This window comes from Aliivibrio sp. S10_S31 (genome assembly GCF_014694495.1).
Taxonomy (GTDB): Bacteria; Pseudomonadota; Gammaproteobacteria; order Enterobacterales; family Vibrionaceae; genus Aliivibrio; species Aliivibrio fischeri.
Genome location: NZ_JAAUWR010000016.1, coordinates 55195 through 69600, shown reverse-complemented (window position 1 = coordinate 69600; position 14406 = coordinate 55195). Strand labels below are relative to the sequence as shown.

General features: G+C 36.2%; 12 protein-coding genes. 8 read left to right on the top strand and 4 right to left on the bottom strand.

Annotated features, from left to right (window positions below; translation table 11 throughout):
- Nucleotides 1-34 precede the first annotated feature (34 nt).
- Nucleotides 35-556, top strand: coding sequence for an NADPH-dependent FMN reductase (locus tag HC728_RS14290; RefSeq protein ID WP_065597844.1), 522 nt, complete (start codon nt 35-37; stop codon nt 554-556).
- A 236-nt stretch (nt 557-792) separates the two neighbouring features.
- Nucleotides 793-2397 (top strand): mechanosensitive ion channel family protein, encoded by a 1605-nt coding sequence (locus HC728_RS14285; protein WP_065622474.1) that lies wholly within the window; start codon nt 793-795, stop codon nt 2395-2397.
- A 52-nt stretch (nt 2398-2449) separates the two neighbouring features.
- On the opposite strand, the gene HC728_RS14280 is transcribed toward HC728_RS14285, so the two are convergent.
- The 4 genes from HC728_RS14280 to HC728_RS14265 form a co-directional block, all read right to left on the bottom strand.
- Nucleotides 2450-2665: a hypothetical protein gene (locus tag HC728_RS14280; protein WP_065596018.1), complete on the bottom strand. Its 216-nt coding sequence runs from the start codon at nt 2663-2665 to the stop codon at nt 2450-2452.
- A 154-nt stretch (nt 2666-2819) separates the two neighbouring features.
- A complete protein-coding gene (locus HC728_RS14275) occupies nt 2820-3707 on the bottom strand; it encodes a halovibrin HvnA (protein ID WP_065622475.1) in 888 nt (295 codons plus the stop codon).
- A gap of 169 nt (nt 3708-3876) precedes the next feature.
- A complete protein-coding gene (locus tag HC728_RS14270; RefSeq protein WP_065622476.1) occupies nt 3877-5346 on the bottom strand; it encodes an MDR family MFS transporter in 1470 nt (489 codons plus the stop codon).
- Entirely contained in the window at nt 5343-6353 is a 1011-nt protein-coding gene (locus HC728_RS14265) for an HlyD family secretion protein (RefSeq protein WP_026029279.1), read from the bottom strand. The genes HC728_RS14270 and HC728_RS14265 overlap by 4 nt, the downstream gene beginning before the upstream one ends.
- A gap of 264 nt (nt 6354-6617) precedes the next feature.
- On the opposite strand from HC728_RS14265, the gene HC728_RS14260 reads away from it, so the two are divergent.
- From HC728_RS14260 to HC728_RS14235, 6 genes are all read left to right on the top strand, one after another.
- Nucleotides 6618-7421 carry a tyrosine-type recombinase/integrase gene (locus HC728_RS14260; protein WP_005423783.1) on the top strand — a complete coding sequence of 268 codons (804 nt, stop codon included), beginning with the start codon at nt 6618-6620 and terminating at the stop codon, nt 7419-7421.
- A gap of 440 nt (nt 7422-7861) precedes the next feature.
- Complete coding sequence (locus tag HC728_RS14255; RefSeq protein WP_005423782.1) at nt 7862-8149, top strand: hypothetical protein; 288 nt, start codon at nt 7862-7864, stop codon at nt 8147-8149.
- Nucleotides 8150-8282: 133 nt separating this feature from the next.
- Nucleotides 8283-9251, top strand: coding sequence for an outer membrane beta-barrel protein (locus HC728_RS14250; RefSeq protein WP_065604686.1), 969 nt, complete (start codon nt 8283-8285; stop codon nt 9249-9251).
- A 1-nt stretch (nt 9252) separates the two neighbouring features.
- A complete protein-coding gene (locus HC728_RS14245; protein ID WP_065604685.1) occupies nt 9253-11133 on the top strand; it encodes a hypothetical protein in 1881 nt (626 codons plus the stop codon).
- A 139-nt stretch (nt 11134-11272) separates the two neighbouring features.
- On the top strand, nt 11273-12475 hold the full coding sequence (locus HC728_RS14240) for a hypothetical protein (protein ID WP_017018948.1): 1203 nt from the start codon (nt 11273-11275) through the stop codon (nt 12473-12475).
- A 66-nt stretch (nt 12476-12541) separates the two neighbouring features.
- The gene (locus tag HC728_RS14235) at nt 12542-14383 is read left to right on the top strand and encodes a hypothetical protein (protein WP_017018950.1); all 1842 of its coding nucleotides are present in this window, start codon (nt 12542-12544) and stop codon (nt 14381-14383) included.
- Nucleotides 14384-14406 lie beyond the last annotated feature (23 nt).

The window sequence follows — 14406 nt, the reverse complement described above, 5'->3', positions numbered from 1 at the left end:
TTTTTACTTAAATAGAATATGAGAAGGTACCCCGATGAAAATTTTAGCATTAGCAGCAAGCAGCAGTTCAACATCAATTAATAAACAACTAGCAACGTATGCAGCAGGTTTAGTTGCCGGTGCTGAAGTTGAAGTGCTAGATATTAATGATTATGAAATGCCTATCTTTAGTGAAGATAAAGAAAAAGAATTAGGTCAACCAGAGCAGGCTAAGCGTTTCTTCCAAAAAATTGGTGAAGCGGATGCGGTTGTTATTTCTTATGCTGAACATAATGGCTCTTATGCTACAGCGTTTAAGAATGTGTTTGACTGGACTTCTCGTATTGATATGAAAGTGTACCAAGGTAAACCTGTTGTGATGTTAGCTACATCTCCAGGTCCTGGTGGTGCAGCAACAGTATTAGCTGCTGCTACTGGTTCAGCTCCTTACTTCGCAGCTGATGTTAAAGGTTCATTATCTGTCCCAAGTTTTTACGATAACTTTGATATGGAAAAAGGTGAACTGCGTAATGAAGCATTGATTGCTGAGTTAAAAACAATCATGTCAGCATTATAAGTTTTCATGAAAATAGAGGCGTATCCATTTGATGGATGCGCCTTTTTTTATACAAGAAAACCGCAGATTGAAAACAAAAAAACTGATTTATCAATTCAAATAGATACTTTTAATCTCACAAAATTCCAACAAATGAACAAGCTTTCATCATTCGTCACTGTTATTTGTATTTGTTATAGATGAGAATAGCTTGGTATCAATTATTATATGGTCATGATTTATATAGGACGTTTTTTATGATTAAAAAGTATTTTGCCGCATTGTTATTAATGATGAGTATGATGGCTTCTGCCTATGCTCAATCTATTGATAGCATGGTTACGGTTCAACAAGAGTTAAAAGAAAGATTAGTTCAGCTATCAACGGCTGATCCAGCCGATAAATTGTTTTTTGAAGATGTATTGCGTCGTAAAAATGACAAGATTCGAGCTGATATTGAATTACAGCTACAAGATAACCCAAGCATAAAAGGATTGGATGGTGTTGTTCGTTCAGAGATGACGCTTATGGGCAAGCTATTGCAGTTAAGTCATCAAGATCTGGTTGAGTTAACTAAAGCGGTTCGTAAAGCAAAAGGTGAAGAGAAAGACGATCTAGAATTTGCTGCGCAAAAACGTCTTGGCATTATGGATGTATATTATGAAGAAGCATTCAAAACATTGTCATGGGGTGAAATACTAAATATTGATTTCACTAAAGAAAAAACAGCGATTTTAAAAGAGTTAACAAATCGTGCTGATTTACTGTCTAATATTATTCACTACCTTGAGTCACAAAAGTCAGATATTGCTAAGCGTATGCAATATGCATCTGCTGAGAAGAAAGAGCTTCTTACGCAAAATGCGACTAACTTGACTGAACGTATTTCATTAATGATTGCGAGTTTAGAAGTAACTACCGCATTAATGGAACAAAATAACATTGATATTACAGAGTATAAGCAGCTTATCTTCTCTGTGACAGGTGATATTAACAGCGATGTATTGGATATCAGCGTAGCATATGGTCTAACTGAAGAGTGGGTTACTCGCTTTAAAGATTGGGCGGTAGAAAATGCACCATCTATCATTGTTAAGTTAATCATTTTTGCTGTTATTCTTTGGATTACGAATTTCCTTTCTCGTCTTGCGAAGAGTGCAATTAAGAGAAGTGTTTCTCATTCAAAAATGAAATTCAGCAAGTTAATGCAAGAGTTCTTTGTGTCTATGGGCTCAAAGTTCGTCATGATGATTGGTATCTTAATTGCTCTATCTCAAATCGGTATTAATTTAGGCCCACTATTAACTGGTTTTGGTGTTGCTGGTGTTGTCATTGGTTTTGCATTAAAAGACACGTTATCTAACTTTGCATCAGGCATGATGATCCTGATTTATCGTCCGTTTGATGTGGGTGATTTGGTTGATATCGGTGGTATTGTCGGTAAAGTTAATCGCATGAACCTGGTATCAACAACGATTAAAACCGTTGATAACCAAAACTTAATTTTCCCTAATAATAAGATTTGGGGTGACGTAATTAAGAACGTAACTATTGAAACTGAACGTCGTGTAGACATGGTGTTTGGTATTGGTTATCAAGACGATATTGAAAAAGCAAAAGCTATCTTTACTGATATTTTAGAAAGCCACCCAGCAGTATTAAAAACGCCAGAGCCTATGGTTAAATTGCATACTTTAAATGAATCATCTGTGGACTTTATTGTGCGCCCTTGGGTTAAGACTGATGATTACTGGGATGTGTACTGGGAAGTAACTGAAACCGTTAAAAAACGTTTGGATGCGGAAGGTGTGAGCATTCCATTCCCACAACGTGACCTGCATATTTATAAACACGAAGCATAAAATGCAGAAATAAAAAAAGAGTGGCCAAATGGTCACTCTTTTTTTATGGATTTTAATCTAGATTATCTTCTGATTTGGTTTCAATCTGATTTGGTTTTTTAAACTTTTTAATGATTAATGAAATGGCAAAACAGACCGCCCCAACAATAAGAGCTGAACGTAGAATAGTAAAACCATCATGTTCTAGCTGTTGAATATGAGGACCGACAGAAGCAAATAAACGCAAGCTGAAAAAGGCGAGTAAAATAAATGGGACGATTTTTTTCATGCGTGGCTCCGGCTAAAATATTCATTAACTATTGATAAAAACATCATATCGGAAACAAAACAGAATTTAATGGTCTTTGTGAGTAATGTAAGATTACTGTTTTGACAAAAAAGACCACGAACAAATTGTCGTGGTCTAAACTTAATGATGACGATTAGATTGCTTGTTCTTTACGTGAGAACTTAAACTTAGCGTCTTCAGATGATTTATTCGGAAGCGTTAGTTTAATCACAGGGATAGCGATTCCCGTCGTTTTGTAGTAATCCGTTTGGTAGTCTTGTGCTTCTTTTAAGCCAACAGATTTTGAACCTTCAAGATAGAAAAACGCTTGGATTGGAAGTTCATCACCGATATCGTCCTGCCATAATGAAGCACGAACTTCATTTTGAATGTGCATAGATTCATCAGAGATCAGTTTCATTGCAGCTAAGCCTTGTGCAAAGTTATATGAGGTACTGCTAGCGCCGTCTCTTACATTAAATGAACATTGGTGCTCAGATTTAGAACCTGATGTAGATTGGTAATGTTTTTTCCACTCATATGCTGTATGTATACCTTGTGATTCACATGAACCACTCTCACTTGGGTAATTTTCATGAGCGCCACAACCTGCAAATTCACGTCCATCTGTTGAGCCATCAACAGGGAAGAAACAGTTATATTCTAAATCAATTTTATCACTTGGTGAGCCAAAGATTTGATATACGATGTAGCCACTGTCAAAGCGGTAAGCCAATTCAGAGTATTTGGAGTCATGACGCAGATAAGAGAATGATACGCCATCTGATTTTTTTTCAGCCTTTGTTGGGTTCCATACATGGTCTTTCGTTGGTTCTGAACCATGAAGCATAATACCGGTACAAAGGAATGATGGACTACCATTTCCGCCACAACTTGAATCAGATTGGTTGTAATCTTTTGTTAGAGCTTGAACTAAGCCATTTCCTTGATCTTGACTAATAATACTTTCTGCACTTCCTGCAAAAGAAATATTACTTGCCAGTAGTGTCGTTACAAAAAGTAATTTTTTTGTATGTTTCATAACATGTTTCCTTATTTTAATTAGTTAATATCATGTTGATGTTTCTAGCCAATCAACGGAGGAGATACTATCAACTAATTTATTATTGGATTGTCATTCACATGCGCATTTTATATTTTTTAAGAAAATTAAAGATTGATTTTTGTTTATTATTAAATTAAGCCAAGCCTTATTTTTTTACTTTTATTAATAAGAGTAATGGAATAAGGAATATGACACTCATACCAATCCATTGGTACATATGCGTAAATACGACGATCTGACTTTGTTCATAAATCATATTCTCATAGCGTAGAATTGACTCAGGATCAGTAATCGATAAATCGTTTAATTGTAGCCACTTTTGTAAATCAGGATTGTAAGGAGAAAAACCTTCCGTTAATCCGTGCCATTGTTGTTGCGAATCTCGATATTGCAGTGTAGTGACAATTGAGATACCTGACGCACTACCTAAGATCCTGAAAAGGTTATAAATACTCGCACCCGCAATGGAATGCTGTGTAGGTAAAGTCAAATAAGCAACAACGGATAATGTGGAAAAGGCTAGCCCAAGACCTAATCCTTGTACCATGCCAGGAAATACGATCCAAAATATGTCTATATTGAGTGAGTACTTAGTCATTAGGTAATTGCCGATTCCAATACATATTAATCCAAAGAGTATTTTTAACCGTGGATCAAATTGGGGATTAAATTTAATGACTAAAACAAGTACGAGTGCCGAAACAAGTCCTCTTGGTGTCATAAGTAGCCCTGTATCTAATACCGGATAGTTAAGAACTTCTTCTAATAAAATAGATAATTGAACTCCTAATCCTGAAGTACACATTGATATTAACCCTCCGATAATGGATGAGGCTAATAAATTCCTATCTTTTAAAACCCATAGCGGAGCAATAGAACCTTTGGTTTTTAAACTTCTGTATATCCACATTATTCCGCCAATAATAGTAAAGGCGAGTAAAATTTGAATTAATCTTGAATCGAACCAATCTTTCTCATTGCCTCTATCAAGAATAAATTGCAGTGAGCTGATGAATATTGCCATATAGCTAACAAGCCACCAGTCAAACTTGGATTTAGAGCGATTGTTAAGGTGAATGTGTTTATAAATAAGGTAAATACTAATTAAGCCAACAGGGAGGTTGATGTAAAAAATCCATCGCCAGTTGATGTTATCAGTAATAATCCCTCCGATAATAGGTCCGAATATTGGACCAAGAAGAATACCAATAGAAAAAATGGCCATCCCACGCCCTCTTTGTCCAGCTGGATATAGCTGCGCAATGGTCGATTGGGCTAAAGGTAGCATTGAAGCCCCAAACATTCCTTGAAAAATTCGGTAAATAACTAGCTCAGCTAAGGTTTGTGCGGTACCACAAAGCATACTTGCGATAGTAAAACCTATGATAGCAACTAACATGACTTTGCGTTCACCAAACCGAGCAACCCAAAAACTTGTTATGGGAATAAAGATAGCTTCAGCCATACTATAACTGGTTAATATCCAAGGGATCTTGTCAACTGTTGTACCAAGAGAACCCATGATATGGGGTAAGGAAACATTCGCAACTGTGATGTCAATTTGTACCATCAAGACAGCAAGCATGACGGCAATCGTTGCACCATTTTTGCTCATGTTCTTGAGTTATCTAATAAATTAATAGTGACTTCAGCACTTGCACCAATGCGAAGCTGAGGAGCATCCTTGGGGATATCCAAAATTAATTTCACAGGATAACGTTGTTTTATTTTTACCCAGTTTCCAGTTGCGTTTTCTGGTGGCATGAGAGAAAACGAAGTACCACTGGCAGGAGAAAGCTCGCTTACTTTGGCTTGCCAAGTGATATCTGGGTACATATCGATAACGACTTCTGCTGTTTGCCCCATTCTAATGTTGGTTAATGAGGTTTCTTTAAAGTTAGCTCTAACCCAGTAAGTGTTTTTAACCACTAAAGGAAAGAGCATTTGACTGTTTTTAACAACAGAACCCACAAAAACATTTATTTCTCCAAGTAAACCGTCGGTTGGAGCTGTGATATCGGTGTAACTTAGGTCTAGTTCAGCTTGAGCAAGCTCTGCAGAGGCTTGTTGAACTATTGCGGCATCAACACCATTGTCGTTCCCTCTGTTTGCTATTGCGGCTTCTACGTTGGCTCTTGCTTCTTCTAGTTTTGCCTGTGCAATGGCTAATTTGTTTTTGATTATGTCTAGCTCTTGTTGTGAGCTTAATTTGCGACTAACTAAGGCTTGAGTTCTTTTGAATTCAATTTGTGTTTCTTTAAGGTTAGAAGTTACACCATTTAAGTTGGCAATAGCTTGTGTAACTTTGCTGTCAGCGACTTGATGTTGTTGCACTGCAAGTTGATATGCTGACTCTGCTCTTTTTACTGCTAGAAGATACGGTTGAGGATCTATCTTAAGCAGCAGATCGCCTTTATTCACCTTTTGGTAGTCATTCACCTCAACTGAGATAATTCGTCCTTTTATTTGGGGCGCAATGGATACTATTTTGGCGCGGACGTAAGCATTCTCGGTGCTAGGGTGATTATTAGAATATTGCCAGGCAAAGTAGATTAAATATCCAATTAAACTTGAGACAAAAAATAAAGTGAAAGTAATACTGAAATGTCTGCTTTTTTTCATGAGTTTTTATAAGACGCTATAGAATATAAACAATACTACCTAGTGCTTTTTGAATGACAATGCAGCGAAATTTAAAACTGCTTTATTTAAGGCAAAACCTTAAATTAACTTAAGTTGATAGTGAAAATTGTAGTTAATATTTTTAAAGATACTCAATGATATAGAGCTATACTGATATTATTGTTATTAACGTCCAAGGTATGTTAGCTTATAAAATTATCAGTTAATATAACCAACTTACAGCCATAATAGAGGAGCAAAGTAATGGCTTATGTAGAACCAATAAAAAACAAAGAGCATTTAAAGTATGCGGCAAAATATTTACAGAAGAATCATGATCCTGCATTTTCATTAATTTGGAATATTGGACTTGAGACAGGGTTACGGATCAGCGATATATTAAGATTAAAATATTCTGATATTGATTTTAGAAGTGGCCATTGTGAAGTTATTGAAAGTAAAGGTACATTAGCACGTAAAGCAAGAGCAAAACATCGGGTTCTGAAGCAAGTTAAAGAGGAACTTATCCTTCATTATCAACATAACGTTAAAAAATTGACGGCAACCTACATAACTCCATTTTATCAAATTGAAAAACTGCTTCCTAAAGAGTGGATATTGATGGTGAATGAAAGGGTGTCTGCAGCTAAAAAAGCAACACCACCAGTAACTCGTTCCTTCTTATTTAGTAAAAAAATGGTTTTTATGCTCAAACAAAGAAAGGAGAAATTTAGACACATTAATAGCGATTCTGTTTTTAGCCGGAAAACATTATTGAGTAATAGAGCTAAAGGAGTAGATGGTTTATTGACTCGGCAAGCCTGCTGGACCGTGTTTTCTAAGCTTACTCAAGTATTAGAAAAAATAGGGAGTACAGCTAAAGTAGGGTGTCATACATTAAGGAAGAGTTTTGCGAGGCATTTATATTTCGCAACGGGTAAGGATATTAGTCTTGTCATGACCACCATAGGACATAAATCAGAAAGTGTCAGCTTAAGGTATATAGGTGTATCAGACGATGACATTAAATTGGCCCAAAAGACACTTATTACCTATTTATCGAGCTAAGTTTTATTTCTGTGACTCAATGCCAAAATAATGGCGTTTTTTATTGGGTTGGCAAATGTATTTATTGTTATTGATTGGTTTAGATTGTTGTAAATGGTGTATTTTTTCATCTATTTAACCAAATAGGTAGACGGTAAACTAGCGTCGGACCCACTTTAAAATCAATAGCTTACAAATATCAATTTACGTTTTGTTACAACATGCGTTCATTTTAATCCATTTTCATATCACCTTCAAACATCGTTACCAAAACAAGTCTTATTATTTAACTTACATTCTACCTACTTTGTAAAATAGAATTAAATATTAATTTAAATAAGAAGAAACTCTAAAAAGAAATATCTTTTTTTGGAGGGGAGATATTCATATAAATAAAAATGAAATCTCTTATATATAAAAAATATTAATATTAAAAATGTTGACTAGGTAACCCGTGGCTAATGAAAATGAATCCTGTAGAGAGAAGAACTATTAAACGCTTAGAGCGTTGTTATGAGAGATATGAAAGTATTTCTTTAGATCTAATATTATCCAGCTATTTTGAATATCGTATAAAAAACAGTGACGATAAATTCGTAAGTAAGAAAAGCTTTGATATTAAAGAACCTAAAGAAAAAAAATCGTCAATAAGTGAGGAAAGAATGAAGAGTATATTGAAATCATTAGAGATGGCAAATAAGTGTCGATTTCAATCATCTGCTCAATCTGAGTCTTATATAAATACATAAATAGAATATAAATTAGAATGAAGTTTTTCTTTGTTTTAAATTTGGCTAGTTATAAAGGTAAAGTAAAGTGATAAAACATAAAATTTATAACGATAATTACATAATAAAAATAAAAGCCTTACTATTGGCAATAATGTTAATTATCTCTAATGGAACGGTAGCTTCTGAATCAAAAGAAGAACAATCTCATGTGTATTTAGGTGGGCAGGTTGGCGTTAGCCACTTTTTAGGTGCGTGTTCATCAAATGCTATCGAGTGTAAAAATTATGTCACTGGTGGTGGCCTTTATGGTGGTTATCAGTTTAATTCTTGGTTTGCCTTAGAAGGTAGCTGGCATGATTATGGAAGCCCTAAGACTTTTTATGGGGTTGGTGATGGTTATTATTCAAATGCCACTGGTGTTGATTTATCTGTGAAGTTATCACTGCCGGTAACCGATAATCTTGATTTGTATGCGAAAGGTGGTGCTGCTTATAACTATCTATCGGTTTCAGGCAACGATAATGTACATCTTGGCATGTTCGAATCCGATTCTAGCTTAGACGATATTTGGGAAATTGGTGCGGAATATGCGCTTGCTCCAAACTGGAGCTTACGATTAGGAACCTCAGTTATTGACGGTATAGGTAATGCTAAAACGGGTAAAAGTGACCTCTACTTCACCTCTCTTGGTTTGACTTATAAATTTAAAGCAAAACCAGAACCTAAGCCTGAAACGATTGTAAAACTGGTCCCTGAAGCAACCTATTATCCAGAGCAAGTTACGCTTCATTTTGAATTTGGGGAAAGCCGTTTTGTTGTTGAAAGTAAGCAATGGCACTCATGGAATGAACTGGCGTTAAGCGTTAAGCAGGGACAAGGGAAAGTAAGCATCACAGGTTACACCGACGCAAAAGGAACTGATTCAGCAAATGATATCGAATCTTTACGAAGAGCAACATATGCCGCGGATATGCTGATTAAAGCTGGTGTGGATGAAGAAAGAATTCTCATTAATTCGAAAGGCTCAGCAGACCCGCTTGTAAATGAAGACCTCATGCGAAATGAATCGGCTCTGAATCGTCGAGTAGTTATTCAGTTTAATCGTAGGGTTGGGTCTTAATATGAATAAATCTATTATTGTATTAACTACTTTGGTTTCTTTAGTTAGTTGTAAGAATGGGGATACGGATCTTATGCCTAGTCGGCCTACGGATCCGACATCAAACCATGCTCCTCAAGTTCTTGATGAACAGATCATTGGTAATATTGCAGATAAACAGTTGGAGTTGACTGGGACATATTACGATGAAGAAGGAGACGAGCCTGATGTTGAACAGTTTACTTTTCGCTGGCTAAAAGATGGTGTCGATATTCCTGGTGCTGATGATTATATCTTGCCTGTTTCAGATGCCAGTTCGTTATTAGGCGTAACGGTATCTGGATGTGTTACTCCATCAGCAAAAACAGGTGAATTAATTGGTGACGAATATTGTACAGATTTAAGTATTGGGCTTTCATCGGATATTTCTGCAGAAGTGTCGATAGATTCATCAGTTCTTCCTCTACCTGGAAATACCATAAGTGCTTCTTATACCTATGATGATAACGGTGCAGGAATCCCTGAAGGTAAGAGTATATTTGGTTTTGTTACTCATACTTTGGGCGATGATCATATGCCAGAGTTTACTCAATGTGAATCCGGTGCTGGTGCGGATTGTATGTATGATATTAACCGCCGTTATATTGATAAAACCATCCGAGCTTGTGTTCTCCCAATTGGGGAGGGTACCCAAGTTGGTCCACTGAATTGCGATTCAACAAAAGGAATTGGCACTAAAATTACTGGCTCATTGGAATATGGCGCTACGTTAACTGCGAAAATATATGGACTAACTGGTGCTACAAAATGGAAAGCCAATTTAAGCGCACAAGATGGTTGGACAAACGATAAGGCAGAAGACAGAGTTGAAATTGCTGAAGGAGAAGGTGGTGTCGGTACTAATTTATCTTACACCATAGGCACTCGAGATAAGGCTGTGGAATTAGTTCCGGGCTTGATGGATATGGGGCGCAGTAGAGATCAACTGGTGAATCTTGATAACCAACTTGATGATTGGGATTGGCTTGTTGCTGAAGAAAATAAAGATCCTCTACCTAAAGATGCTACGTATTTTATTGGTAAAGACATCAGTTTTTGTATTGATAGTACCGAACTTGGGTATGAATATTGTGTTAATGCCTCAGAAGCAACACCTCTTTCGGCAAAAGGAGATGTTGAGATATGTACGGATGATACTGAGTGTGTCACAGGTGGTGCATATTATCCTGAAACACCAGATAAACCATTATTTTACTCTCGCGGTATAGAGCCGATACGTGAAATCTTGATCTCTGGGTCTGCAAAAGGACCTTATTTAGACTCTTTGGCTACTACAAGAGATGACGCTTATTACCATCGTCCATTAACAATCACAGAAGCAAAAAATGCGCAAAAACTGAAGTTTAGTGAAGGTGAGTTTCCTGCTCCTTCGAATGATAATCCTTTAGTTGTGTTCGGTTATAAATGGTCAGTGTATGAACACAGTACAGAAGCTCAATCATGTAATTTACTTAGTGGTGGCGGTACTAAACAATGGTATTTGGCAGTTCCGGGACTCGATGTTTGGAATGAAGGTTCTGAGGTTGATTCCTTAGATCAAGAAGGAATGTTAGAACTAGCATCATCTAAATATAGTCTTGCTGCATTGAACCGTTCAATTTTAGGTATGAAGAGAGCTGAATCTGGAACGTATAAAGACCCCGATATTGTTCCGTATTACTCATTTACAACAGGGTGGATAACGGCTGTTAATAATCATCATGCGTCTAATGCGAGTTTTACCTCTTCTTATATAGGTGATTTTAGTTTTGTTCTTTCGGACGTCATTTTTGAAGAAGAAAGAGAAGTTTTATTTTTTTACCCATATAGTGAATTTATTAATCCATTATGTGTCGGGCAATGATTTTATAATTAAATGAGTTTTCATTTGATTATATAACACTGTGTTCAAATTATTGAACGCAGTACTTTAAATAGATAAGGTTTAAATAACTTTATCTAAATTATAAATAATAGCCACATATAGTGGTTGGAGTATAAATATGTATTTTAAATTAAACCAGTTGGCAATGGTATCCTTATTAACTGTTGGTGTTGTTGGTACAGCATCTGCAAATGTATATATTGATCATAACGATGAAGGTATACGTGAAAATAGTATTTTGGTTGTTAAATCTGATCTAAATAAAGATGAGATTAAAAATCCAAAATTTGTATGGAAGGATGAAAAAGGCACAATTGTTGGTCTTGGTAAGAAATTGATTGTTACTCCTGATATTTTAGGTAATAGTCAAAATCTAACAGCATGTATTTCATATATTAATCAAAATGATCTTACATCTTCTATTCAATGTTCTAATGAAATGTCATTAAATGGCGTTCAAACATTGGATGCCCTCGCCCCACGTATTAATGAAAAAGAAGTTTCTGATGTGTTGGTTGGAAAGTTCATTGCAGCAACAGAAATCGTTAACCTTTCTTATAACGTTTATAATAAGGGTGAAACAACGCCGATTGACGAAAGTGCAATTACTGATGCTATTTATCAATGGCGAATTGATGGGGCGTTAGTAAAAACAGTAACTAGCCCATCAAATAAACAATTTTTAGTGCCTGAAACTTTTGATGACGATGAAGATCCAGGTACAGCTGAAGTTCCAGTAGAAGCAGGAATGCCACTTACGGTATCGATCTCTGTTACCTTATCTTCTGAAGCAGGCGGTGGTTCTGGTATTGGTGGTGATAACTTCACAATACAAGAAAACTTCCCTGGTGGTAATGTTGCTGATAACTATTATCGTCCAATGTTGTCAATTGAAACCGATTATGATGAAGGTGATGAAGCTACTGAATCAGAATTCATTGTTCGTACTGATGGAAACGGTGTAGCAACAGATGAAATGACAGGCGATGATGTATATGGCTTTGCTGCATTACCTCAAGATATTGCTGCACAAGAGTGTACTAACCGTGGTTTAAGATTAGTATCAAATCCAACTGCATTTTCTAGTTACTTAACGGTTGAAACAGCAGGTGGTAAAACTGAACACTGGCCATACGATGTTCGTATGTTGTGGAGTTCAGAAAAAGATGCAACAGAACCGGGTAGTTACTTTAATTACTATAATGCAGTAGGTTATATCTACAATACACCAAGTGATAGTACTGGTGGCGGCGAATTTAAAGTTGTTGGACAAGATCCTGCTTCACTAGCGTTAGTTGTGTGTGAAGATATCCCTAAATAAATAACAATATAAAATAATAATAAAGCCTCTTTTATTAGAGGCTTTTATCTGTTCGGAATAAATATAATGAAATATAAATATTGGGTAGGGATGACTATTACCATTCTATCCAGTAGCTGGAATATGGCTAATGCTATTGTTCCAAAGCTACCAAGGGTTTCTATTGATCAGCTTCATTTATCTTCACCACCAAAAGAAAATGAAATAACAAATATAAATTATAAAACAACACCAGACTCAGATATAAAAGTATTATACAGTGCTTGTATTTTAAATGATGAATCATCTGAGTGTGAAATAACGGACGATACGTTAAAAAGTATTATCAATAATAATAAGGAGGAATGTGAATTAGATGGCTTATTAACTTGCGGAAATATATCTGGTGATGGGTTTCCTGAAATTCCAATTAATGTACCAAAAGATACAAATAATAAATATTTACGATACTGTATTAAAGTGACTTATCTGCCTGGAAGTTATGCTCCATCAGAAAATGAATGCAGAAGTGAATTAATTACTAATGGAGATATTGATAATAAAAATGCGTTATTCAGTTATTTAAATCAAACTAAAAACTTCAGTTTATACAGTGCACCAACCACGGATGCAAAAGATGATGTTTCCTTTGTAACAAGTAATTCTGCGGCGTTATCTCTTAGCTCTGAGGGCTATGCTTCATTAATTGGTTATGGCTCTGAAGTGACTAATGCTCCTAACTTACCTAAAGCAAAAGAAGTGTATTCTATGCTTGATGGCTTTGCGATTAAAAGTGAGTCAGACGATGCCATTATTTGGGGACAGTTTGATACGACGCCATCTTATATAAGTCAAGTCGAAGAAATTTTTCCAGCCCCTTATGCAATGGCTGCCATTTTAAAAAATGGTGGAATAAATACGGCTGGGGATATGGTTCGTGGTGGTTCAATATCAAATGAATCTCAAAAACGCATTGATAAGTTGTTAAGCAAAGATGGTTTGCCAAAGGCAATTTATCATACCGCTCAAGCATTTTTAGCTGTGTTTGATATGCCAAGCGGTAAGCAAAAGCTTGTTGCGTGGGGGCAATCCATATATGGCGGCACATTACCTGATGAAATGAAATCTGCTTTATCGATTAAAGATATTGTCTCGTCTCAAGACAGTTTTACTGTGCTCGATAATGATGGAAACGCTTATTCATGGGGACATAATCCATTTGAGCAGCATCAAAATATCCAAGCGGTGTACGCAACTCGTTATGCATTTGCTGGGATCACCACATCAGGGAAGGTAAAAGCATGGGGTGATTCATATTATGGTGGCTTATTAAGTTCTGCAGCTACTGACTTTACTAATGCAAACCCTATTACCCGTTTATGTGCTTCTGATGCATCGTTTGTTGCTATTTCGGATGGTAATAAAGGGGTGGCTGCTTGGGGAAATGATTACGGTGCTGGCTATATTCCATCAAATATTCAAACCGAGTTAAATGCAACAACGATTACCGATGATTTTCATTGTGCATCAACAGAAAAAGCCATTGCTTTATATGACAGTTCACATCTTTTTGTGTGGGGAGATAAGCAGTATGGCGGAACTTTACCAAGCAATATTCCTACCTTTTCAATAGCTAATGTCATTGGCAATAATCACGCTTTCTTGATGAAGGCGATGGATGATGTGTATGCGTGGGGAGGGTTAAATCAAGGAGGTTGTATTCCTGATGGACACCAGTGTATTTCTTCTGATGACTCTAGTTTGAACTTACGTAGTGCCATTAATGATCTTTCTGATATTTCTCAAATTGGTAGTTTTAATACGTTTTCTGAGTTCGAGGAGGAAACCGCTGGGGGGTTTTATGTTAGGGGGTCTAATGCTGTCGTGATGTGGGGCAATTCTGTTCCTGATGGTGTGTTCAATGAGTAATAAAAATAATAAAAAAGGAATAA